This is a genomic window from Specibacter sp. NPDC078709 (genome assembly GCF_040686795.1).
GTDB lineage: Bacteria > Actinomycetota > Actinomycetes > Actinomycetales > Micrococcaceae > Specibacter.
On sequence record NZ_JBFBLU010000006.1, the window covers coordinates 16317 to 38617 of the forward strand.

The following is a 22301-nucleotide window of genomic DNA, read 5'->3' on the forward strand; positions in this document are numbered from 1 at the left end:
TATGCGTTTAATTGCCAGTGACATCGACGGAACCATTCTGGGCCATGACGGAAAGATCAGCGACCGCACTGTGGAGGCCTTCGCAGCCGCCGCCGCAGCGGGCGTTGACATTGTGTTTGTGACCGGACGGCCGCCGCGCTGGCTCGATCCCATCCGGGACCAGATTGGCCACACCGGTACGGTCATTTGCTCCAACGGTGCCGTCAGCTACGACCTCGCCACCGAGCACGTCACCGAATCACATGTTCTGGACTGGGACACCGTGGCCCAAGTGCGCAGCATCGTCTCCGGGTTGGCCCCGGAACCGTACTTTGCGTTGGAGTCACTGCAGGGCTTCCATGTGGAAGAGGGTTTCCTGACCGCGCGCACGGCCGCCAGCGGAGAGTATTTTCCCGGAATATTGACACCGGATATGGCTGATAGCGGCATCGTGAAGATGCTTGCCGTCCTCCACCACGGCACGGCGGATGAGTTCATGGAGCTCGTCTCGCCGGCGATCGGTTCGCTGATCGCAGTCACCCATTCTGCGCCCACGATGGCCATGCTGGAAATGGGACCGCTGGGCGTCAATAAGGCCGTGACGCTGGCTAAATACGCCGCAGCACGGGGAATCGACGCCACCGACGTGGTGGCCTTCGGAGATATGCCCAACGATATTGAGATGCTCGCCTGGGCCGGTTCCGGCTATGCCATGGCCAGTGGCCATCCAGATGCGCTCGCAGCCGCCGCATTGCAGGCGCCACGATTTGAGTCCGACGGCGTTGCCCAGGTCATCGAATCCCGTCTGGCCGCGCTGCGCCTGGCCTGAGCAACGACTACGACAACAACAGAACCCAGAGAGTATGAGTAGAAACAAACCCGCCAAGCCGTTCCTGGCACCCGCGCAGCCGTTGGCCATTGCTCACCGGGGGTTCTCCCGTGTTGGGCTGGAAAATTCCGTAGCGGCATTCAAGGCGGCGCTGGAACTGGGCTACCAGTACGTGGAAACGGACATCAACACCACAACTGACGGTGTAGCCATGGTGTTTCACGATGCCACGTTGGACCGCACCACGGACATGCAAGGCGTCATTGCCGAGCTGCCCTATTCCCACGTGCGCCAGGCGCGCATTGGCGGCCAGGAGCCCATTGCCACGCTGGAGGAATTTGTTGTGGCTCTCCCGGAGGCCCGGTTCAATGTCGACGTCAAGGATGCCGGCTCGGTGGCCCCGCTGATTGCTACCATTGAACAACACGGATTGCATGACCGGATTTGCGTGGCGTCGTTCTCGGACAAGCGCCGCCGCACGGTGTTGGCTGGGCTGAGCCGGCCCGTGGCGAGCTCTCCGGGGAAGCGGTTGCTGGTGGCGTACTTTCTCGTGTCGCGCTGGCTCCCGGCATCGATAGTTCGTTTCCTCATGCGGGATGTGGATGTCTTGCAGCTCCCAACACATTACAAAGGTCTAGAACTTGTCACTGGGGCCACGGTGCGCCGGGCGCACTCGCTGGGACTGAAAATTCATGTCTGGACCATTGATGATCCTGCCGAGATGAATCGGCTTTTTGACTTGGGCGTTGATGGGATCATGACGGACAGGGCTGATCTGTTGGCCGATGTCATGCGCCAGCGGGGCTACTGGGCGTAATGCTTCGGCCATGTGGGTTGTGGGTGGCAGGATGGACACATGCGAATTCTCATTGCCCCGGACAAGTTCAAGGGGACCCTGACCGGGCCTGAAGCAGCGGCCGCCATGGCTGAGGGAGCCCTCCGTGTCTATCCGGACGCGGTGGTGACGGCTCTTCCCATTGCCGACGGCGGAGAGGGTACCGTGGAGGCGGCCGTTGCGGCTGGTTTTTCAGAACGCCTAAACGCCGTGGTGGGACCCATCCTCAAGCCCGTTGGCGCTGTCTGGGCCTTTGCCGAGGCCAGCAAGGTGGCTGTCATTGAAACAGCCCAGGCCAGCGGCTATCTGCTCAGTGAACCCACGGTAGAAAACTCCCTGCGCGCCCATTCCTACGGTTCTGGCCAGTTGATAGCTGCAGCCTTAGACGCCGGTGCCACGGAGATCATCATTGGTTTGGGTGGTTCAGCCATGACCGACGCCGGCACGGGTGCCCTGCGGGCGCTGGGCTTGAGGCTGATGGATGCACAAGGGAACCTGGTGCCGCTGGGCGGTGGATCCCTCATTGACGTCGTCGCCGTAGATGCCACGGGCCTTGACCCGAGGCTGGCCGCCGTCAAGGTGCGGATGGCTGTTGACGTGGATAACCCGCTTTACGGGCTCAATGGTGCCGCCCACATTTTCGCCCCGCAAAAGGGGGCCGATGCGGACGCCGTCGAACGCCTCGATGCGGGGCTGCGCAATCTGGCCTCGGTGGTCCGGGAAGCCACGGGCATTGACATGGACGTGCCCGGCTCCGGCGCGGCCGGCGGTTTTCCCTCTACCTTCGTGGCGTACGCCAATGCTTCCGTTGAGCGCGGCTTCGATTTGGTCGCATCCCTGATCGATTTGGAAACCCACCTGGCCGATGCAGACCTGGTCATCACGGGGGAAGGCTCCCTGGACGCGCAGTCATTGTCGGGCAAGGGGCCGCTCGGCGTGGCTGACGCTGCCCACGCGAGGGGGATTCCCGTCGTCGTGGTTGCCGGGCGCATCACGGTGACGCCGGAGCAGTTGGCCAAACACGGGGTTGTTGCCGCCGTCAGTGCCACAGACGTTGCCGGCTCCCCGGAAGCGGCGCTGGCGGACGCTGCGCGTTACACCACGCGTGCCACCTCCGAGGCGCTCAACGGCATCTAGCAACGGAACTTAAAGCAGTATGCGCCAAACTCGTGATGAGTTTGGCGCATTGACTCCTATGCGCTGAACCGAGCCTGGGCTCAGGGCATAGTGAGAGTTCAGCGGAGGAGTAGGCGTCCGCGGCGGGTTTTACTTCGTGGTGTTTTCAACGGCGAGGGAGTCGGGCTCCGGTTCTAGCGGGTCGGTGGTGGTGCCGCGCCACTTCGCCAGGGCGCTCATGCCGTGGTAAACAATCAACGCTGAGGCGGTGCCCAGTGCAATGCCGGCAAATTGCAGGTTCCCGATCTCCCACGTGAAGTCGGCAATGCCGACGATCAGTGCCACGGCGGCCGTGGTCAGGTTGATGTTGTTGGAGAAATCGACCTTATTCTGCACCCAGATGCGCACACCCAGAACGCCGATCATGCCGTACAGCAACGTCGCCGCGCCACCGAGCACGCCAACCGGAACCGTGGCAATTAATTCGCCAAACTTCGGGGAGAAGCTCAGCGCCAACGCCGCAATGCCGGCAACAAAGTACGCAGCGGTGGAGTACACCTTGGTGGCGGCCATGACGCCAATGTTTTCAGCGTAGGTGGTGGTGCCGGAACCGCCACCGAAGCCTGCCAAGGTGGTGGCAACGCCGTCGGCAATCAGGGCGCGCCCGGCGTACGGGTCAAGGTCTTCCCCGGTCATCAGGGCAACAGACTTCACATGACCAATGTTCTCGGCCACCAGCACCAGGACTACGGGAATGAACAAGCCGAGGACGGCGAAGTGGAAGGTTGGGGTCTGGAAGTGCGGCAGGCCAATCCAGCCGGCCGCCTCAATCTTGGAGAAGTCCACTTCCTGGCGCAGTACAGCCACCAGATAGCCGGCCACCACACCCACCAAAATGGCCAAGCGGCCCAGAATGCCGCGGAACAAGACGCTCACCAGGATGATGACACCCAGGGTGATGACGGCTGTGATGGGCGCCAGCTTGAAGTTGTTCCATGCCGACGGTGCCAGGTTCAGCCCGATCAGCGCCACAATGGTGCCCGTGACGGGAGCCGGCATGAGCCGGTTGATCCACGAGGAGCCGAACTTCTGCACAATGAGGCCAATGATGGCCAGGGTTACGCCGGCCACGACCACGCCGCCCAAGGCTCCGGCCACACCAAATTGTTGCTGGGAGGCCATGATGGGGGCGATGAAGGCAAAGCTGGAACCCAGGTAGCTAGGGACCCGGCCGCGGGTGAAGATCAGGAACAAGATGGTGCCGATGCCGGAGAAGAACAACGTTGTCGCCGGAGGCATGCCGGTCAGCAGCGGGACCAGGAACGTTGCGCCGAACATCGCCACAACGTGCTGGAGGCCAATGCCGATGGTCCGCGGCCAGCTCAGCCGCTCGTCGGGGGTGACCACCTGTCCGGGGGCAATAGTCTTGCCGTCACCGTGAATTCTCCATTGTGTGCCCAGCAAATTCATCCGCTTATCTCCCGTTCCAGGCCGCGCCTGTGCTCGGTCCGCAGATAAGAATATCGGATGAATGCTCTGTTATGGGTGCGGCAGGTGGCCCTCGTTGGCTAGAAGCACGACGCCGAGGAGATCGTTGAGTGCGTGTGCCAAGGCCGGATGGGCTAATTCATACCGGGAGCGGCGGCCTTCAGCGATGGCGACGGCTAACCCGCAGTCCCGTAGGCAGGACAAATGGTTGGACATACTCTGTCGTGAAACTCCCAGTTGGGCCGCCAAGTCAGCCGGATACTGCGGTTCTTTGGCCAGGTTCATGAGAATTTCGGCCCGGGTGGGGTCGGAGAGTGCGTAGCCAAAGCGGGCCAACACCGCTGCATTGCTAATGGGCTTCATTCTCAATATGCTACAGCATTTGATGAATTCAGCCTTCGCTGTACTATTGAGGCATGTCTGGTCACCATCATTCCCATTCCCATGCGGGCGCTCCCGGAGAAAGTCATTCGGGCCGCCTTGCCGTGGCTCTGGGGATTACGCTGGCAGTGTTCGTTTTCCAAGTCATCGGTTCAATCCTGACCGGTTCCTTGGCCCTGCTCTTTGATTCCGCCCATGTGTTGACCGATGCTGGTGGGTTGGCCATGGCGCTGCTCGCTGCTCGGCTGATGGTGCGCCCGGCCAGCAGCAAGCGCACCTGGGGCTTTGCCCGAGCTGAAGTATTGGCCGCTACAGCGCAAGCCGCCGTGCTTCTCGCCGTCGGGCTCGTGGTTTTGGTGGAGGGTGTTCAGCGCCTCTTCAACCCCACCGAGATCGCCTCCCAAGAAATGATCGTGTTTGGTGCGCTCGGCCTGCTGGGCAATATCGTGTCCATGTTTGTGCTGATGGGCGGGCGGTCCAAGAACTTCAACATGCGCGCCGCGTTCCTGGAGGTCGTGAACGACGCGCTCGGCTCGGTGGCCGTGATCGTGGCCGCGATTATCATTTCCACCACCGGCTGGATGCAGGCCGACGCCCTAGTGGCCATGCTCATTGGCGCGCTGATTCTGCCGCGGACCGTGAAGCTGCTGCTCGAGACCATTCACGTTCTGCTGGAATCCACGCCGTCGGGGCTGGACTTGGACGAGGTTCGCAAGCACATCATGGAACTGGAGCATGTGCGCGGTGTCCACGATCTGCACGCAAGCCAGATCGCGACGGGACTACCCATTCTCTCGGCCCACGTGGTGGTTGACATGGAATGCTTCCACGACGGGCACGCCGCGAAGATGCTCGACGCACTCCAACACTGCGTCGCCGGCCACTTCGACGTCAGCGTTGAGCACTCCACGTTCCAGCTGGAGCCTGTGGGGCACGCCGAACACGAGCAAGGCGCCCACCACTAGCTGTCCCCTAGATGCGGCGGCGTTCTTCAATTTCGATCCGTGAGATATGGCTGCTTTGAGTACTCATAAGCGCCTTGTCTCACGGACCGATGAAGCTGCATTGCGGAAGTGCTCACATTCGCCCCGGGTAGGAGGCGGCGGTTAGGGCCGGCGTTAGGAGATGACGCCGTCCACGAGCGCCTTGGCCTCGGCCTGGACCTGCGCCAAGTGCTCGGCGCCCTTGAATGATTCGGCGTAGATCTTGTACACGTCTTCGGTGCCGGACGGGCGTGCCGCGAACCAGGCGTTCTCGGTGGTGACCTTCAGGCCGCCAATGGCTGCGCCGTTGCCAGGGGCCTCGGTCAACTTGGCTGTGATCGTCTCGCCAGCCAAGGTGGTGGCGGAGACATCGGCTGCGGAGAGCTTGCCCAGCGCCGCCTTTTGCTCACGGGTCGCGGCCGCATCGATGCGCGCGTACGACGGCGCCCCAAAGCGATCTGTCAGCTCACCGTAGTGCACCGAGGGTGACTTGCCCGTGACGGCCGTGATTTCCGAGGCGAGCAGGGCCAGCAAGATGCCGTCCTTGTCGGTGGTCCACACAGAACCGTCCTTCTTCACGAAGGAAGCGCCAGCGGATTCTTCCCCACCAAAGACGCCCTCGCCGGAGAGTAGCCCGGGCACAAACCACTTGAAGCCCACGGGAACTTCAACCAGCTGGCGGCCAAGGTCTGCTGCAACGCGGTCAATGATGGAGGAGGAGACCAGCGTCTTGCCCACACCGGCAGTGGCGGGCCACAGCGTGCGGTGCGTGTAGAGGTACTGGATCGCCACCGCCAGGTAGTGGTTCGGGTTCATCAGCCCCGCGTCCGGGGTGACGATGCCATGGCGGTCGGCGTCGGCGTCGTTCCCGGTAGCAATGTCATAGGGTGCGCCAGCTTCAAGCTTCTTGATCAGAGATGCCATGGCCGACGGCGATGAGCAGTCCATGCGGATTTTCTCATCCCAGTCCAGGGTCATGAAGGCCCATTGCGGATCCACGGTGGGGTTGACCACCGTCAGATCCAGGTTGTGGCGTTCGCCAATTTCGCCCCAGTAGTCAACGGAGGCGCCGCCCATGGGGTCCGCGCCAATGCGCACACCGGCGGCCCGGATGGCGTCCAGATCCAAGACGGACGGCAGGTCATCGACGTAGCCGGAGAGGAAATCGAACTTGCCGGTGGTGGAGGCCGCCATGGCATCGGACAACTGCACGCGGCGCACCCCGCGCAGTCCGTCTTCAAGGAGTTCGTTGGCGCGGTTGGCGATCCAGCCGGTGGCATCAGAATCGGCGGGGCCACCGTGCGGGGGGTTGTACTTGAAGCCGCCGTCGCCCGGAGGGTTATGGGACGGAGTCACCACAATGCCATCGGCCAAGGCATCCGTGCGGCCCTTGTTGTAGCTGAGAATGGCGTGCGAAACGGCCGGAGTGGGCGTGTAACCGTGGCGGGCGTCGATCAATACCTGCACACCATTGCCGGCCAGCACCTCAAGGGCAGTGTTCTGGGCCGGTTCGCTCAGTGCGTGCGTGTCCTTGCCCATGAACAGGGGACCGGTGATGCCCTGAGAATTGCGGTATTCAATAATGGCCTGCGTGATAGCGGCGATGTGGCCCTCATTGAAGGACGACTTCAACGAGGATCCACGGTGTCCGGAGGTGCCAAAAGCCACGCGCTGAGCCGGATCGCTGAGGTCCGGTGTCAGATCGTAGTAGGCGTCCATGAGGGCGGAGAGATCAACAAGGTCTTGGGGAAGGGCAACAGTGCCCGCGCGGCTAGCCATAACCACAGCATGACAGAGACACCCCGTGGATGGCACGTGTTGCCCAAAGTGTGAACTCTTCATAGCAGTGGTTGCCCGTGGGGGGCGAGGCGCCACTGGACTAGCATGGATGACAAAGACAACCACTACCTGTGTACCTGCGAAGGCACAGGCACAGCATCGTGTAGGAGCAATACATGTCTGATCAGCCGGATACGCCACAGCCTTATATGCCGCCAGGCTACAACTCCCCGCCGGTGCCGCCTTATATGCAGCCGGCTCCTCCTGCTCAGTCTGCTGCGCCCGTGCCCCCGTACTATGCTCAGCCAGCTGCACCCGCGGCCCAGCAGCCTTACTCGCAACCGCCGCAGTTCAATGCGCCCACCTATTATCAAGGTGGCCCCGGCTATCCAGGCCCGGTTGATCCCAAGGGTATGAGTTTGACCAGCATGATCGTGGGCCTAGCCTCGCTCGTCTTGGTCGGGTTCCTTATTGTTCCCCAGATTGTTGGCATAATTCTGGGCCACATGGGACTCAAACGCGAAAGCCCCCAAGGGCGTGGTTTCGCCATCGCCGGCCTGGTGCTGAACTACCTGGCGTTGCTGATCTACGGGATCATCGTGGGAATTTGGTTCGCCATAGTGCTGGTGGCGGCCGGTTCTTCTCCCTCATACTCTTACTAGAGCGTCAGCGCTAAAACCGGAATAAGAAACCGAATAAAATACGACGGCGGCACTCACCGAATCGCGTAAGCGAAAGGTGAGTGCCGCCGTCGTACTTTAAAGCTTTTAAAGTCTGGAGCAGGGCTACATGATCCCGGCCATCAGCTTCTTAATGGGCTTCTTGGCGAGGAACAGGGCCACACCGAATCCAATGGAGACCAGACCGATGACGAGGAAGTAGGGGGTCTCGTTCTCGGGGTCGTACCACTGGGCGAGGACACCGGACATGGCGGTTCCGAGTGAGACGGACAGGAAGAACAAGGCCACCATCTGTGTCTGGAACGCGGCCGGGGCAAGCTTCGTGGCCAGCGACAAGCCCACGGGGGAGAGCATCAGTTCGGCGACTGTGAACAGCAGCAGAATGAACACAATCGCCATCATGGGCACCGAGGCCATGCTGGCGAACGGGATGAAGCTCAGGTAGGCCAAGCCCATGACCATGAGCGCAACGGAGAACTTCACCGGCGTACCGGGCTGGCGTGCGCCCCACTTGGTCCAGAGTGCGGCAAAAACACCGGCCAAGATGATAATGAACACCGGGTTGATCGAGGAAACCCAGCTGGCGGGAACCTCCCAGCCGAGGATTTCGCGGTCGAGGCGCTTATCGGAGTATAGGGCAATCACGGTGAACTGCTGCTGGAACAGCGACCAGAAAACCGCACTGGCCAAGAACAATGGCATGAACGAGAAAACGCGGCTGCGCTCCTCCCCGGTGACCGTCTTGTTGGCCAGAATCACCGCGAAGTAGGCAATAGTTGCTGCGATAACTACGGCAACAATGACCCACTTGAGGTTCTCGGCGGTGATCAACTTCAGGGTTACGGCCACAACAATCACTACGACGCCGGCAATTGCCAGTCCGGCGAACTTGCCGTACTGCTCGCGCGGGAGCGGGTTCGGGATCGCGTGAGCAGACTGCGGCAGGTTCTTGCGCGTCAGTCCGTACTGCAGCAGACCGAAGCCCATACCAACGGCCGCCGCGGCGAAACCAATGTGGAAGCCGTAGGTGACCTGCAGCCAACCGGTGGCCAGCGGGCCGATGAGACCACCAATGTTGATGCCCATGTAGAAGATGGAGAAACCAGCGTCACGCCGGTTGTCGTCCTTGGCATAAAGCGTTCCCACCAAGGCGGTGGCGTTAGCTTTCAAACCACCGGAGCCGACGCCGATCAGGATCAGGCCTACTGTCAGGCCAACGGCTCCGGGGAGCAGGGCCAAGGACAGGTGACCGGCCATGATCAGGATGGCGCTGTAGAACAGCACCCGCTCCGAACCCATGAGGCGGTCTGCCACCCAAGCGCCGAGAATGGTGGAGAGGTAAACACCGCCACCGTACGCACCGACGATGCCCAGCGCGGTGGTCTCGTCAATGCCGAGCCCGCCCTGAGTGACGGAGTAGTACATGTAGTAGGCAAGAATTCCCTGCATGCCGTAAAAGGAGAACCTTTCCCACAGCTCAACGCTGAAGAGGTTCAGCAGCATCTTGGGCTGTCCGAAAAAGGCGGTGTCGGGGTGTCTTGGGGGAGCCGTTGCCGGATCGGCGGGGCTGTTTTGTGAACTCACTTAAGCAATTTTGTCACTTCTGATGCCGATCGTCACATTTGGGTTTCCAGCAAGAAATAGGGTAGCTGCTCTTTATTGGTCCTCACTGCGCTCTCCCCGGTCCCCTCGAGCGCTAGGCTTAGCCCATATTGGAATCAAACTTTTTAGGAGAGCAAACATGTCAGACATCATGAGCGTCACGGTTGCCGAGATGGGCGAGGACGCTGTGATTTTGGATGTCCGCGAAGACTACGAGTGGGAGGCCGGCCACGTTGACGGCGCCGTGCACATTCCCTTGGAACAGTTGCCGGCGCGCCTCGAAGAGCTCGACCCCGACGTAGACGTCAACGTTATCTGCCGCACCGGTGGACGTTCATTCCGGGCTACCACTTGGCTGGTCCAGAACGGCTACAGCGCCTTCAACGTGGTGGGCGGCATGGGTGCATGGTTCGAAGCCGATAAGCCCATGGTCTCCTCCAACGGTCAAACTCCCCGCGTCCTCTAATTGTCCGCAACCAGCGGACGAAACCACGAAGCTACGCATCTACGAACGAGACAGGTTCTCCATGACATCCGCGCCCTTTGATACAACACTGCCCCTGACCTTTCTTGGGCCGGAGGGGACCTTTACCGAGGCCGCTCTGCTGCAGGTTCCGGGTGCGATCGAGATGGAACGAGTCCCGTCGACCAACGCAGCAGCCGCGCTTGCCAAAGTGCGCAGTGGAGAAGCTTTCGCGGCCATGCTCCCGATTGAAAACTCGATTGAGGGCGGTGTGCCAGCCACGCTGGACGCGATCTCCAACGGAATTGAACTGCGCATCTTGCACGAAGTGGTGGTGCCCGTCAGCTTCGTCTTAGTGGCGCCGGCAGGGGTGACGCTCGCCGATATCAAGGCCGTGGGCACACACCCGCACGCATGGGCCCAGACCCGGGACTGGTTTAGCGAAAACCTGCCACAGGCGGCCCATGTCCCGGCAAATTCGACGGCGGCTGCCGCCCACTCCCTAGTCACTGGCACTGACGCTTTCCAGGCCGCCGTATGCGCACCACTGGTTGCTCAGCAAACAGGACTGAATATTCTTGCCGCCGCCATCGAAGACAATACGGGGGCCGTCACACGCTTTGTTTTGGTGGGTCAGCCGGGATCGCTGCCGGCACCTACCGGTGCCGATAAAACCACCCTTGCCATTCCGCTCCCCGAGGATCACCCCGGCGCGTTGATGGCCATCCTGGAGCAATTTGCCAGCCGTGGAGTGAACCTGAGCCGCATTGAGTCCAGGCCAACCGGGCAGTTCCTAGGTCACTACACCTTCAGCGTTGACGTTGACGGGCATATCAACGACGCCCGGGTAGCCGATGCCTTGCGTGGCTTACACCGGGTCAGTTCCGACATTCGTTTCCTGGGCTCTTACCCGCGTGCCGATCGGCAGCCGCCGGCGATCCGCTCCTACAACTCGGACGCGGCATTTGCCGACGCCGCGTCTTGGGTCGAATCTCTCATCTAGTCGCTTACCTGCTCACACACCTGGGAAACGGCACGCTGACGAGGGTTCCTTCTCTGCCTGTCTGGCTTTGTCTGGCCAGCCCGGGCGAAAGAATCGCTGCGCCGCGACTCTTTCGCCCGGGCACCGGCACGCCTATGCTTGGCCTATCTCCACAAGGTGACTTCTGTGCAAGGTCACTTGCCGGAGATGGAAAAGTTGCTCCCAGCAGGGAAGAGGCGAGTCAATCATGGATCCGCAGGTAGAAAAGAACAGCAGCCAGGACGGCACCATTGTGAACCCTGGCAGCAGTTCAGGCCGGGACACTTCCGTCGGTGACGAGGGCGACGACGCCAATGAGTTGCGCTTTGACGAAGAGGAACGCCTCATTAAGGAACAGTCGCAACGCCCCGAAACTGACTAGAGCGGACTTCCCCAGGTTGCCCGTGCCTTGCCGTGCCGTGCCCTGCCTAGGCCGGGTTGTTTGGTGCAGCCACGCGGACCAGTACGGCCTTGTGCTCCACACTGACTCGCACACTGGTGGCGGGGCCCGAAGGATCCCCGTCAATTTGAGTTTCGACAGGCATGACCGTGCGGATGGTCAGATTCTGGGAACGGTAAAAATCAATGACGGGCAGGTGGTTCTTGTGTTGGAACACCACTTTTCCCGCCATCGCTAGCCAGCCGAAGGCGCTGCGGGGGCTGATTACCACCACGTCCAGGACGCCGTCGTCGATCAGAGCTCCCGGAACAAAGTCGATGCCGCCGGGGAGCAGCCCGCAGTTGGCAAACAGCACGGAACGGACCTTGCGCTGCTGGGCGGGTTCGTTGTCGAGAGTGATGCTGACCTTCTTGCGTCGCCCGGCCATGTGGCGCAGACCGGCTTCGCTATAGGCGAGCCAGCCCACGTGCTCCTTGAGCTTGGAATTGGTGTCATTCATGACATCCGCGTCCATGCCCAGACCGGCTATCACCATAAACGAGTGCTTTGATTCGGCCCCCGTCACGGCGTTCTCGATCTCCATGAGTCCAGCGTCAATGTGGCGTTGGTGGCCAAAGAGCGCAATTTGCACGCAAGCGGCCATGTCGGTGACATCGAGGCTGAGGTTGCGGGCCAAGAGGTTGCCAGTGCCCAACGGCACGATGCCCAGGGGGATTTCCGTGTGTCGCAGGGTCTGACCCACAGCGCGCACGGTGCCGTCGCCGCCGCCCACAATAACGACGTCGGCCTTGGCACCCAGCGCAGCTTCAGCCATAGCGAAACCTGGATCCTCCGCAGTGGTTTCGAAGAAGAGCGGGGCCGGCCAGCCAGCTTTGGAAACGGAGCGGCTGATGAGGGATTTGGCCGCCTCGGCGCCATTTTTAGTGGGGTTATAGATGAACGCCACTTGCTGTTTAGCGATGTTGATCTTGTGGGGAGAATCGGCCACGGCACTGCGGGTGTGCTTTTGCGCGAGCTTGCGCACACCCACCCAGCTCGCGGCGGCAGCCAGCACAATAATGGCCACAATGATGACGGCAAGGAGTTCGGTTTGCATGATTCTCTAACCATAGCGGCTGAAGTTGCATTGATTGGATAGGCTTAGGGCGTGATCGATGTACGAGACCTCTGCGAAAATCCTGAAATTTACCGTGCCAGCCAGCGTGCGCGTGGTGCTGATCCGTCGGTGGTGGACGCCATCATTGCTGCCGACGCCGCACGTAAGTCCGCGATCACCTCTTTTGAGGCGTTGCGGGCTGAGCAAAATGCGTTTGGCAAGAAGGTGGCCAAGGCTAAGGGCGAGGAAAAGACCGCCCTGCTGGCCGAGGTGAAGGAGGTGGCTATTGCCGTCAAGAGCGCTTCGGCTGCTTCCGACGCCGCTGCCGCGGAGCAGGACGCTTTGGTGCGCAGCATTCCCAACCTGGTCTCTGACGGTGTTCCCGAAGGCGGCGAGGATGACTTCGTCGTGGTCAAGACCGTGGGTAGCCCGCGTGAATTCCCCGACTTTGAGCCCAAGGACCACCTGGAAATTGGTGAACTCATTGGCGCCATCGACATGGAACGCGGCGCCAAGGTGTCCGGTTCACGCTTCTACTTCCTCAAGGGAGTGGGCGCACGCCTGGAAATGGCGCTGCTGCAAATGGCCATGGATCAGGCCATCGAAGCCGGCTTCACACCCATGATCACCCCTACCCTTGTTTTGCCCGAAACCATGGCTGGTACCGGCTTTGATGTGGAGCACGACGCCGAGATCTACCGTCTCGCTGACGACGACCTCTACCTGGTGGGCACCTCCGAGGTAGCTCTGGCCGGTTACCACGGTAACGAAATCATTAACGTTGACGAGCCCGTCCGCTACGCCGGTTGGTCCTCCTGCTACCGCCGTGAGGCCGGTTCGCACGGTAAGGATACCCGCGGCATCATCCGCGTGCACCAGTTCAACAAGGTGGAAATGTTCGTTTACACCTCAGTTGAAAAGGCTGCCGAAGAGCACCAGCGGCTGCTTGCATGGGAAGAGGACATGCTCGCCAAGGTTGAGCTTCCCTACCGCGTGATCGACACCGCCGCCGGAGACTTGGGCATGTCCGCCGCCCGCAAGTTCGATTGCGAAGCTTGGGTCCCTACGCAGGACGCCTACCGCGAGCTGACCTCCACCTCTAACTGCACCACGTTCCAGGCGCGCCGCTTGAACATCCGCGAACGTCAGGTTGCCGAAGACGGTGGCAAGGGCAGCACCCGCGCTGTCGCCACGCTTAACGGCACACTGGCCACTACTCGCTGGATCGTCGCCATTTTGGAACATCACCAGAACGCCGACGGTTCGGTCACCGTTCCGGTGGCCCTGCGCAAGTACCTCGGCGGCATGGAAGTTTTCCCGGTCCTCTAAGACTTTTGCGGTCTGTCCACACACCCTGTGAACGTCGGATTAATACTCACACTGTGCAAACAGCTGTGGACATTAACCCGGCGTTCACGGCATTAACAGGTGGAATATGTGGCATTTTTCCCTGAATCTGTTTAGCTGGATGTATGACAATGACAGTAAATACTGCAATTGCCGGCATCGATGACCGGTCCACTGCAAGCCCAAAGTACTTAGTAGCCCTAGATGTAGACGGAACGTTGGTTGATCACGACGGTGTTATGAGTGATTCCGTCCGCACCGCAGCAACGGCCGTGGTCGACGCTGGTCACCACGTCATCATCGCCACCGGCCGCTCACTCGGAGCCCTGCTGCCCATCGTGGAGATGATCGGCATGCGCACCGGGTATGGGGTCTGTTCCAACGGTGGTGTGACCATTCGCTTGGACCCCACTCTGGAGAACGGCTACGAGGTCATAGACCGTGTGACTTTCGATCCGGCTCCCGCCCTGAATACTCTGCGTGACAAGATCCCCGGGGCTCGCTTCGCGTTGGAGGACGCTGAGGGAAACTTTCTGGCCACCTCCCGTTTCCAGGACGACAGCTTTGGCATTGAGGCCCGCGGTGTGGACTTCGAGCACCTGTTGAACACTGATGCTGTGCGCGTTGTGGTCAATAGTGCTGAAGCCAGCACGCAAGAATTCTCAGACGCCATCTCCGCCGCTGGCCTGAGCGGAGTCACCTACGCCATCGGTTGGAGCGCCTGGCTCGACATTGCCGCGGCGGGCGTCACCAAGGCTTCCGCGCTTGAGGTGGTGCGTTCTTCACTGGGCATTGATCAGTCACTAACAGTGGCCATGGGCGACGGCTCCAATGACGTTGAAATGCTTCGGTGGGCTGGCCGCGGTGTAGCCATGGGCCAGGCTGAGGACAATGTGAAGGCCGCCGCCAACGAGGTAACCGCTTCTGTGTACGACGACGGTGCTGCCACCATCTTGCGTAGCCTGCTCTAGTCCCCACGCCTCGCAACCTCAGGGCGGGCCCCTCTCCGCACAGCCAGTTTTCCAAGAGCAGAAATGGCTGCTGCCATTGGGGTATGGCACGTGCCTCGCTCGAGGCTCCAGTGCGGAGGGTTGCCACCTCGCGGGCATTATACGACGTCTCGCCGCTTGAAAAAACCGTCAGGTAGGCTGGAAGAGGAATATGGACGATTAGTGAACTACCGACATGGAGGTACGTGCTCATGACCACCAATTCTCAGGGAACAGTTGATCCCCTTGATTTCAGTGCAGTATTCAAACGGGATGAAGGCAGCGGGCCGAAGGCCTCGTTCTACATACCCTCTGACGTAGCCGGCACACAGGCCGACAAGTCCGCGAACATTCTCAAGAGCCACATCAAACTAGCTTCCGAACAATTCGTGGAATCTGGGATGAGCAAGTCGGACACCGAAGCTATATTCGCACCCATCGCCGACCTAGTCGCCGATTCATCGTATTGGAGACTGCAGAGCCGGGGGCTCGCGGTGTTCGTTGCTCCCGACTTCCACTTGGCGGTGAGGATCCCGCTCGAAGTAAGTGAGTCTGTGACGGTCGCCGACCACTTCCAGGTTCTACCCTTAGTCCCCATCTTGGAAAATGACGGCAAGTGCTACATCCTGGCCCTGGCGAAAAACTCGCTGCGACTCTTCGATGCGACCCGTAACAACATCGAGGAGCTGCCGCTCGGAACGATCCCCGAATCTTTTGATGCCGTGATCGGCGAGCTTCCCGAACAATCGCTGCAGTCGCGCGCAATCGGCGGCGGGGACTCGGCCTTCTACGGTCAGGGCGGATCGGGTGAAACGGAGACCATGCTCACCGAGAAATTCATTCATGCCGTAGGTAAGGCGGTCGGCGATGAACTCGGGACCGCGCGGTCGCAACCACTCGTTCTGGCCTCTGTTGCGGAGTATCTGCCGATCTTCCGCGACGCCAGTTCATACCCTGCGGTCCATGGCCAGGTGATCGCGGGCAATCCTGAACATAAACATCCGGATGAGTTGCGCTCGGCAGCGTGGAAGCTGCTGCGTGAAAGCGAAGCCGCCCGCGATTCTGCAGAGCGTGAGCGCGCCCTATCATTGGTTCACAACGGCAAGGGCGCGTTGGATGTTGCTGAAATCGCGCGGGCAGCGGACGAAGGCCGAGTCGATTCCCTGTACCTGCCACGTGACGAGAAACGACTGACTTCACCAACAGTGCGCGAGTTGGTGAACCGAGCCGTCCTGTCGACCGTGCGAACATCCGGCACCTTGCGAACGCTGGGCGAATGGGACCGTGACGATGAGGTAATGGCCACTCTGCGGTACTGAGAGGGAGCCGCGGAGATCCTCAGGATCCGTGCCGACGTTACCGTCCCCAGGGAGACAAAGGCGGCGCACCCCGCAAAAGGGGAGCGCCGCCGTCGTACGTCATAAAAGCCGCAAAAAACTAGTGCTTGGTGTCCTCGAAGCGCTTGATGGAGGCTTCCAACTCGGCTTCTGCAGCTGCACGGTCGGCCCAGCCCTCAGCCTTGACCCACTTGCCGGGCTCCAGATCCTTGTAACGGGTGAAGAAGTGCTCGATCTCCTTGACCAGGAATTCATCCACGTCGGAAAGTTCCTGAATATGGTCAAAACGCTTGTCGTCGACAACGCAGAGGACCTTGGCGTCGCCACCGCCGTCGTCGGTCATGTTGAAGACAGCGATGGGGCGGGCGTCAACAACCACGCCGGGATGCAGATCGTAATCCTGCAGCATTACGAGCGCGTCCAACGGGTCGCCATCTTCGCCGAGAGTGTTGTCGAAGAAGCCGTAGTGAGTGGGGTACTGCATCGAAGTGAACAGCACGCGATCCAGGCGGACGCGCCCGGTCTCGTGGTCAACTTCGTACTTGACGCGTGATCCGCGGGGGATCTCGATGGTGACGTCGTGCTTCATCGTTAGGCTCCTCAAATGATGGGGTGTGCGCGGCCGGACACGGCTCTGCACGGAAAATCCGTCTAGTATGAGGATATAGGCGCTTTCGCTGCGCTAAAAACCCGCCCGGACTTTTCCGGCGCAATAATGCCCTTTTTAGTCCGATCGCGTGAGCCCGGACCACCTGCCTCGAAGGAACCGCCTGCTTCATGGGACGCACGTCAAAAGCTGTGACGAGCGGCTTGCTCATCTGCGCGCTGGCCGCCGTAACCGTGCCGGCCGGGCTGCACCTGATCCCCGCATTCCTGCCCCAAGACCCCGCCGCTGTGGCAGTTATCCCCACGGCCCAGCTGGCGCCCACCGGCATCAGCACGCTCACCGGAATTGACCCGCTGTCCGCGACGGCGCCCCTGCCGGACGCGGCTCAGCTCTCTGCCGATCTGACAAAAGCCCTAACGTTCGACGGCGAGGGCACCTTCAGCATGTATGTCGCCGACGCCTCTTCCGGGACGCCGCTGTTTTCCCAGGACGGGCAGACGGCGCGGATTCCGGCGTCGAACCTAAAATTGCTGACGGCCGCGGCCGCGCTCAAGACGCTGGGTCCAGATACGCACTTCACAACTGAAGTGTTGGCGGGCTCCAGTGCCACGGAAATTGTCCTGCGGGGCGGCGGAGATACCATGCTCGCCGCGGGGGAAAGCGATCCGGAGGCCGTCATGGGTCACGCCGGGCTCGCCACCCTAGCGCAGCAAACAGCCACGGCGTTGAGCAAGGCAGGATTCGCCGGGCCCGTCACGCTGACCCTGGATGACACTGTCTTTACCGGCCCTTCACTCAACCCCAAATGGACCAAAGGAGATGTGGACGCTGGAGAGATCGCGCCCATTTTCCCGCTCGCCCTGAACGCAGGCCGGTTTCACCCTGAGGTATTGAGCGGCCCCCGCCCGCAGGATTCGGCGATGACCACCGCGCAGGCCTTTGCCAATGCGCTCGCAGACGCTGGTGTGGCCACCACGGAAACCATTGGCCGCGGTACTTCCACGGGCGCGGTTCTGGCCTCGGTTGAATCGGCCACCGTGGCTGGGCAGACTCAGTACATGCTGGCTGAATCAGATAACTATGTGGCGGAAGCGTTAGGCCGGATGGTGGCCGTGAAAATGGGTAGTGAGGCCAGCAACGCAGGAGCCGTGGCCGCGGTCCGCCAAGTGGTGGAACAGCTGGGGCTGTCCATGAACGGGGTTGTCAGCACCGATAATTGTGGACTCGCCGAAGGCAACTTGATCAGCCCCGAACGCCTTGTTCAGATGGTCTCGCTCATGCTGGCAGACCCCTCTTCCGATGTGGGTCAGGCCCTGGCTGGGCTGCCTATCGCCGGGCTGAGTGGTTCCTTGTCCCAACGCTTCGTGGCTGCTCCGCAACTGGATGGGGCGGGGCTGGTCCGTGCCAAGACCGGGTCCCTGAATGAGGTGACAGCACTGTCTGGTTACGTCATCAACTCCCACGGCCGGCTGCTGGTCTTCTCGATCTTGGGCAATGGGCTCACCGGCGGTGCCGCTGCGGCACGCCCCGTGGTGGACGCAGCCGCAGCGGCCTTGGCCGCGAGCTAGCCTGTGAGTTAGCCTGCGAGGGCTTTCTCCAGAGCCTCGCCACGCTGTGTCAGGAAGGTGGCCACGGTGGCGGACCTGTCCGTGATGTCATCCTGGCTCAAGCCATCACTGGCGGGGATGGACGCTGTGATGGTGGTCAGCAGCGATTGGGCAGTTCCGTCACCGAACACCTGCTGGTAGAGCTCCTGGTACGCGGACTTGTAGAGCGTCTGGAATGTGGCGGAGGCCAAGAAGCGGGTCTTGAGAGCGTTGCCGCGCACTTCCCATGAGATAGCGCAGCAACTCCCACTGGGTCGTTGTCAGAGGAGGCGATGCCGGAACGTTGCACCAGCCGGTGGAGGCGCAACATGAGCTCTTCGATGCTGAATGGCTGGCTCACGTAATCGTCGCCACCGGAAGCCAGCCCGGCAATCCGGTCATGTACGCCATCTCATGTACGCCATCGCGGGCCGTGAGAGAAAGTGCTGGGATAGTAGACGCGAACTCCTTGATTCTCCCCAGTAATTCAATACCGTCCAACCCGGGCAACATCCCAGCTGGCCATGCGCAGACCCATGCTGATCAGTTCTGTCAAACTTGCCCCATCATCCACCACAAGGGCGCGGATAAGGCTGCCGTCAGGATGGGACAACTGCGTCGAGGGGTCTGCGCCAGCAGAAGTACAGGCACATGTGATCTGATGGTAAACATGAGCCAGAACAGCAGCGCCGCATCCGGAACGCCGTCAGCCCCCGCCATGGTCAATTGGGAACTAGCCGCAAAAACGGCAGCCAATTTAGCCCCTGCCGGGCCGGATTTGAGCGGCTCGGAAATCTCCGCTGCAGTGGAAAACCTGCGCCTCATGGCCGAAAAATCGGTGCCACACGTGCATGAGATCAGCCGTCTTGAGGCAGCGAAAGACCTCCACGACTCCGAGGTTCTGATTGTGGACAGGGCATCCTGGGCCAAAGCCAACACGCAGAGCTTTGCCGTCATGATGGATCCCGTACTGCGGGCGCTCGCAGCCAAGCAGGCCGATTCTGCCAAGAGTTCCGGGCCAGCGCAGGGCAGTCCGGGTGCCGCATTCAGCGCCACTGTGACGGGGGCTCAATTGGGAGGCGCCTTGGCGTTTCTTTCCAGCAAGGTTTTGGGCCAGTACGATCCCTTCTCCGCACTCGGGCAGAACGACCCCAACGCTGCCCACTCCAACTCCGCCCACTCCAACGCGGCGAAGTCCGGCGGCCGGCTGCTGCTCGTGGCGCCGAACATCATCACCGTAGAACGCGATCTGAAGGTGGATCCGGCCGATTTCCGGCTTTGGGTATGCCTGCATGAACAAACTCACCGGGTGCAATTTGCGGCGGCACCTTGGCTGCGTCACCACATGATTGGTGAAATTGAGAAGCTCGGCACCTTGCTGGTGGGCGACTCCGAGAAATTCGGCGAACGTCTTCTCGAATCAGCCAAATCACTGGGCCGCAAGCACGATTCCACAGCCAATTCCACCCCGGAATCTTCCCGGGGCGGTGTTTTGGACCTCCTCCAGGATCCCGCGCAAAAAGCGGCGTTGTCGCACTTGACGGCCGTCATGAGCCTCTTGGAGGGACACGCCAACGTGGTCATGGACGGTGTGGATAAGAGCATCGTCCCCACTGTGCGCACCATCCGACAACGCTTCACTAACAGGGGCAAGGACCGCGGTGTGATTGAAAAGTTCATCCGGAACCTGATGGGGCTGGACGCCAAAATGCGCCAGTACAGTGACGGGGCCAAATTTGTCCGCGACACCGTGGCCGTGGTCGGCATGGACGGCTTCAACCAGGTCTGGAACCAGGTAGAGAACCTGCCCACCGAAGCAGAAATTCACAACGCCCGCCTCTGGGTTGACCGGATGGGCCTGTAATGAGCCCCCGCGGCCGGCTCGATCCCACCGTGGGCAAGGCCCGGGCTATGGTCGGCGCCCTGCTCGGGATAAAAACCACGGGCAAGAACTTAGTCGTTGAGAACCCGCCGCTGATCCTGGTGGGCTGTAGCGGCGGTCCTGATTCCCTCGCCTTGGCGGCCGTTTGCGCGTTCTTTGCCACACGAGGGGAAGTGCGGGTGGGTGCCGTGGTGGTTGACCACCAGATGCAAGCGGGCAGTGCCGAAGTCGCTCAAGCCACCGCCCATCAGTTGCAGGAGCTGGGCTTGGACCCCGTGGTGGTCCGGACCGTGGATCTGAAGCACGACGGCGGTGGGCCGGAAGCCGCAGCCCGCGCAGCCCGCTTTGGCGCACTCGAGGCGACGGCCCACGAGTTGGGCGCCTCACACATCCTCTTGGGCCACACCCTCGACGACCAAGCAGAATCAGTCCTCTTGGGACTCGCCCGAGGCTCGGGAACTCGTTCCCTCGCTGGCATGCGCGAACGCCGCGGCATATACCTGCGCCCCTTTTTGGGGCTGCGCCGGGATGAGACATTGGCCATATGCGAGGCCTTGGCTCTGAAGCCGTGGCATGATCCCGCCAACCAAGACCGAGCCTATTTACGGGTTCGGGTGCGCAATGCGGTGATCCCATTCCTCCACGAGGAACTTGGCCCCGGAGTAGCAGAGTCCCTGGCTCGCTCCGCCACCATTTTGGGTTATGACGCCGACTTCCTGGATCAACTGGCCGAGGCAGAGTTTGCCAAACTGGCCGAACGTAGCGCGGAAAAAGGCCCAGATGCGCACATCACCCTGCCAGAAGACGAGCTGAGGGCATTGGCTCCGGCCCTGAGGACGAGAGTGTTGGCGCTGGCCGCCGTCGAACTTGGGGGAGTGCAGCCGAGCCTTGAACGGCTCGGCGCGGCAGAAAATTTGCTGGCCCGAAAAGGGTCGGCGGGACCGGTGCAATTGGCCGGAAAAGTCAGTGCTTGGCGGATTTCCCGGAATCAAAGTGTTCCCCACGAAGGCCGCAGCTATGGGAAGCTAGTTCTTAGGCGCAGCACCTAGGCGCACACAGCAGCAACAAAAGCAGCAACAAAAATGCACTAAAAACCAGTACCGATCCTTCACAAACAGGAGTCATGGGTGGATTCACAAGACGTCCAAGCCGATCTTAAGCATGTTCTTTACACCAAGGAACAAATCCAAACACGCGTAGCCGAACTGGCCGCGCAGATTGATGCGGACTACGAGGGCCGCGACGTCCTTCTGGTGGGTGTTCTCAAGGGCGCCGTCATGATCATGGCGGATCTGTCCCGTGCCCTGCACAGCCACGTCACCATGGACTGGATGGCAGTGTCCTCCTACGGTTCCGGCACCCAGTCTTCGGGAGTTGTCCGGATCCTGAAGGACCTCGAAACCGACCTCATGGGCAAGCACGTCCTCATTGTTGAAGACATCATTGACTCGGGCCTGACCCTGTCATGGCTGCGCGCGAACCTCATGTCCCGCGGCCCGGCCACCGTGGAAATCTGCACGCTCCTGCGCAAACCAGCTGCGGCCAAGGTGGAAATCGACGTCAAGTACGTTGGTTACGAGATCCCGAGCGAATTTGTTGTTGGCTACGGCCTGGACTTCGCCGAGAAGTACCGCAACCTGGACTTCATCGGCACGCTCGCACCGCACATTTACGAGTAAGAGAAGCGTTCCAACGCTAGAAATGCCGCCGCTGCTTACTTTCTGCCAGGGTTTAAACCACGGCAGAAAGTAAGCGCGGCGGCATTTGTTGCAAATAACGTTATGCCCTCAGGGAACTAAAGGGCATTCCCGTGCGTGTAGCAAGGCGAACGGTGTAAAGCTATAACTTGGGAACGTGTCGGAAGCGTCCTGTACGAGTATGAATTGGTTGAGCGGGAGGGA

22 protein-coding genes and 1 pseudogene are annotated in these 22301 nt (G+C 60.9%); 15 read left to right on the plus strand and 8 right to left on the minus strand.

The window, feature by feature from the left end; all coding sequences use genetic code 11:
- Position 1: 1 nt before the first annotated feature.
- From AB0P14_RS11940 to AB0P14_RS11950, 3 genes are read left to right on the plus strand one after another with little or no spacing between them, the layout of a single operon-like run.
- Positions 2 to 808 (plus strand): HAD-IIB family hydrolase, encoded by an 807-nt coding sequence (locus tag AB0P14_RS11940; RefSeq protein ID WP_363842250.1) that lies wholly within the window; start codon positions 2 to 4, stop codon positions 806 to 808.
- A 34-nt stretch (positions 809 to 842) separates the two neighbouring features.
- On the plus strand, positions 843 to 1625 hold the full coding sequence (locus tag AB0P14_RS11945) for a glycerophosphodiester phosphodiesterase (RefSeq protein ID WP_363842253.1): 783 nt from the start codon (positions 843 to 845) through the stop codon (positions 1623 to 1625).
- 39 nt (positions 1626 to 1664) lie between these two features.
- Positions 1665 to 2780, plus strand: a complete 1116-nt coding sequence (locus AB0P14_RS11950) for a glycerate kinase (protein ID WP_363842256.1) — start codon at positions 1665 to 1667, stop codon at positions 2778 to 2780.
- A gap of 129 nt (positions 2781 to 2909) precedes the next feature.
- Here AB0P14_RS11950 and AB0P14_RS11955 read toward each other — a convergent pair whose 3' ends face one another.
- Both AB0P14_RS11955 and AB0P14_RS11960 read right to left on the minus strand, forming a co-directional pair.
- A complete protein-coding gene (locus tag AB0P14_RS11955; RefSeq protein ID WP_363842259.1) occupies positions 2910 to 4229 on the minus strand; it encodes a solute carrier family 23 protein in 1320 nt (439 codons plus the stop codon).
- A 69-nt stretch (positions 4230 to 4298) separates the two neighbouring features.
- Positions 4299 to 4610 (minus strand): metalloregulator ArsR/SmtB family transcription factor, encoded by a 312-nt coding sequence (locus AB0P14_RS11960; protein WP_363842262.1) that lies wholly within the window; start codon positions 4608 to 4610, stop codon positions 4299 to 4301.
- Positions 4611 to 4663: 53 nt separating this feature from the next.
- On the opposite strand from AB0P14_RS11960, the gene AB0P14_RS11965 reads away from it, so the two are divergent.
- The gene (locus tag AB0P14_RS11965) at positions 4664 to 5593 is read left to right on the plus strand and encodes a cation diffusion facilitator family transporter (RefSeq protein ID WP_363842265.1); all 930 of its coding nucleotides are present in this window, start codon (positions 4664 to 4666) and stop codon (positions 5591 to 5593) included.
- Between the two features lie 153 nt (positions 5594 to 5746).
- Here AB0P14_RS11965 and pgm read toward each other — a convergent pair whose 3' ends face one another.
- Positions 5747 to 7390, minus strand: coding sequence for a phosphoglucomutase (alpha-D-glucose-1,6-bisphosphate-dependent) (gene pgm, locus AB0P14_RS11970; RefSeq protein WP_363842268.1), 1644 nt, complete (start codon positions 7388 to 7390; stop codon positions 5747 to 5749).
- A gap of 176 nt (positions 7391 to 7566) precedes the next feature.
- Here pgm and AB0P14_RS11975 point away from each other — a divergent pair, with 176 nt between their 5' ends.
- Positions 7567 to 8052 (plus strand): DUF4190 domain-containing protein, encoded by a 486-nt coding sequence (locus AB0P14_RS11975; protein ID WP_363842271.1) that lies wholly within the window; start codon positions 7567 to 7569, stop codon positions 8050 to 8052.
- 123 nt (positions 8053 to 8175) lie between these two features.
- Here AB0P14_RS11975 and AB0P14_RS11980 read toward each other — a convergent pair whose 3' ends face one another.
- A complete protein-coding gene (locus AB0P14_RS11980) occupies positions 8176 to 9654 on the minus strand; it encodes a peptide MFS transporter (protein WP_363842274.1) in 1479 nt (492 codons plus the stop codon).
- 157 nt (positions 9655 to 9811) lie between these two features.
- Between AB0P14_RS11980 and AB0P14_RS11985 the strand changes: the two genes are divergently transcribed.
- The 3 genes from AB0P14_RS11985 (at position 9812) to AB0P14_RS11995 (ending at position 11538) form a co-directional block, all read left to right on the plus strand.
- Positions 9812 to 10138 carry a rhodanese-like domain-containing protein gene (locus AB0P14_RS11985; protein WP_363842277.1) on the plus strand — a complete coding sequence of 109 codons (327 nt, stop codon included), beginning with the start codon at positions 9812 to 9814 and terminating at the stop codon, positions 10136 to 10138.
- 61 nt (positions 10139 to 10199) lie between these two features.
- Entirely contained in the window at positions 10200 to 11138 is a 939-nt protein-coding gene (gene pheA, locus AB0P14_RS11990; protein WP_363842280.1) for a prephenate dehydratase, read from the plus strand.
- A 226-nt stretch (positions 11139 to 11364) separates the two neighbouring features.
- Positions 11365 to 11538: a hypothetical protein gene (locus AB0P14_RS11995; protein ID WP_363842283.1), complete on the plus strand. Its 174-nt coding sequence runs from the start codon at positions 11365 to 11367 to the stop codon at positions 11536 to 11538.
- Positions 11539 to 11584: 46 nt separating this feature from the next.
- On the opposite strand, the gene AB0P14_RS12000 is transcribed toward AB0P14_RS11995, so the two are convergent.
- Positions 11585 to 12652 carry a diacylglycerol kinase family protein gene (locus AB0P14_RS12000; protein WP_363842285.1) on the minus strand — a complete coding sequence of 356 codons (1068 nt, stop codon included), beginning with the start codon at positions 12650 to 12652 and terminating at the stop codon, positions 11585 to 11587.
- Positions 12653 to 12703: 51 nt separating this feature from the next.
- Here AB0P14_RS12000 and serS point away from each other — a divergent pair, with 51 nt between their 5' ends.
- The 3 genes from serS to AB0P14_RS12015 all read left to right on the plus strand — a co-directional run bounded on the left by serS (position 12704) and on the right by AB0P14_RS12015 (position 16307).
- Positions 12704 to 13981, plus strand: a complete 1278-nt coding sequence (serS, locus tag AB0P14_RS12005; RefSeq protein WP_363842288.1) for a serine--tRNA ligase — start codon at positions 12704 to 12706, stop codon at positions 13979 to 13981.
- A 143-nt stretch (positions 13982 to 14124) separates the two neighbouring features.
- Complete coding sequence (locus AB0P14_RS12010) at positions 14125 to 14970, plus strand: HAD family hydrolase (protein ID WP_363842291.1); 846 nt, start codon at positions 14125 to 14127, stop codon at positions 14968 to 14970.
- Positions 14971 to 15200: 230 nt separating this feature from the next.
- Entirely contained in the window at positions 15201 to 16307 is a 1107-nt protein-coding gene (locus AB0P14_RS12015) for a hypothetical protein (protein ID WP_363842891.1), read from the plus strand.
- Between the two features lie 118 nt (positions 16308 to 16425).
- Here AB0P14_RS12015 and AB0P14_RS12020 read toward each other — a convergent pair whose 3' ends face one another.
- Positions 16426 to 16914 carry an inorganic diphosphatase gene (locus AB0P14_RS12020; RefSeq protein WP_363842294.1) on the minus strand — a complete coding sequence of 163 codons (489 nt, stop codon included), beginning with the start codon at positions 16912 to 16914 and terminating at the stop codon, positions 16426 to 16428.
- A gap of 188 nt (positions 16915 to 17102) precedes the next feature.
- Here AB0P14_RS12020 and dacB point away from each other — a divergent pair, with 188 nt between their 5' ends.
- Entirely contained in the window at positions 17103 to 18500 is a 1398-nt protein-coding gene (dacB, locus tag AB0P14_RS12025) for a D-alanyl-D-alanine carboxypeptidase/D-alanyl-D-alanine-endopeptidase (RefSeq protein ID WP_363842297.1), read from the plus strand.
- Between the two features lie 8 nt (positions 18501 to 18508).
- Here the strand turns inward: dacB and AB0P14_RS12030 are convergent, their stop codons facing one another.
- Positions 18509 to 18760 carry a hypothetical protein gene (locus AB0P14_RS12030; protein ID WP_363842299.1) on the minus strand — a complete coding sequence of 84 codons (252 nt, stop codon included), beginning with the start codon at positions 18758 to 18760 and terminating at the stop codon, positions 18509 to 18511.
- Between the two features lie 38 nt (positions 18761 to 18798).
- Positions 18799 to 19176 (minus strand): annotated as a pseudogene (locus AB0P14_RS12035) (DNA-binding response regulator); the annotation flags it as partial.
- 3 nt (positions 19177 to 19179) lie between these two features.
- Between AB0P14_RS12035 and AB0P14_RS12040 the strand changes: the two are divergent.
- The 3 genes from AB0P14_RS12040 to hpt all read left to right on the plus strand — a co-directional run bounded on the left by AB0P14_RS12040 (position 19180) and on the right by hpt (position 22079).
- Positions 19180 to 20382, plus strand: a complete 1203-nt coding sequence (locus tag AB0P14_RS12040; protein WP_363842302.1) for a zinc-dependent metalloprotease — start codon at positions 19180 to 19182, stop codon at positions 20380 to 20382.
- The gene (gene tilS / locus AB0P14_RS12045) at positions 20382 to 21449 is read left to right on the plus strand and encodes a tRNA lysidine(34) synthetase TilS (RefSeq protein WP_363842305.1); all 1068 of its coding nucleotides are present in this window, start codon (positions 20382 to 20384) and stop codon (positions 21447 to 21449) included. The genes AB0P14_RS12040 and tilS overlap by 1 nt, the downstream gene beginning before the upstream one ends.
- Before the next feature lie 78 nt (positions 21450 to 21527).
- Complete coding sequence (gene hpt, locus AB0P14_RS12050) at positions 21528 to 22079, plus strand: hypoxanthine phosphoribosyltransferase (protein ID WP_363842308.1); 552 nt, start codon at positions 21528 to 21530, stop codon at positions 22077 to 22079.
- Positions 22080 to 22301: the final 222 nt, after the last annotated feature.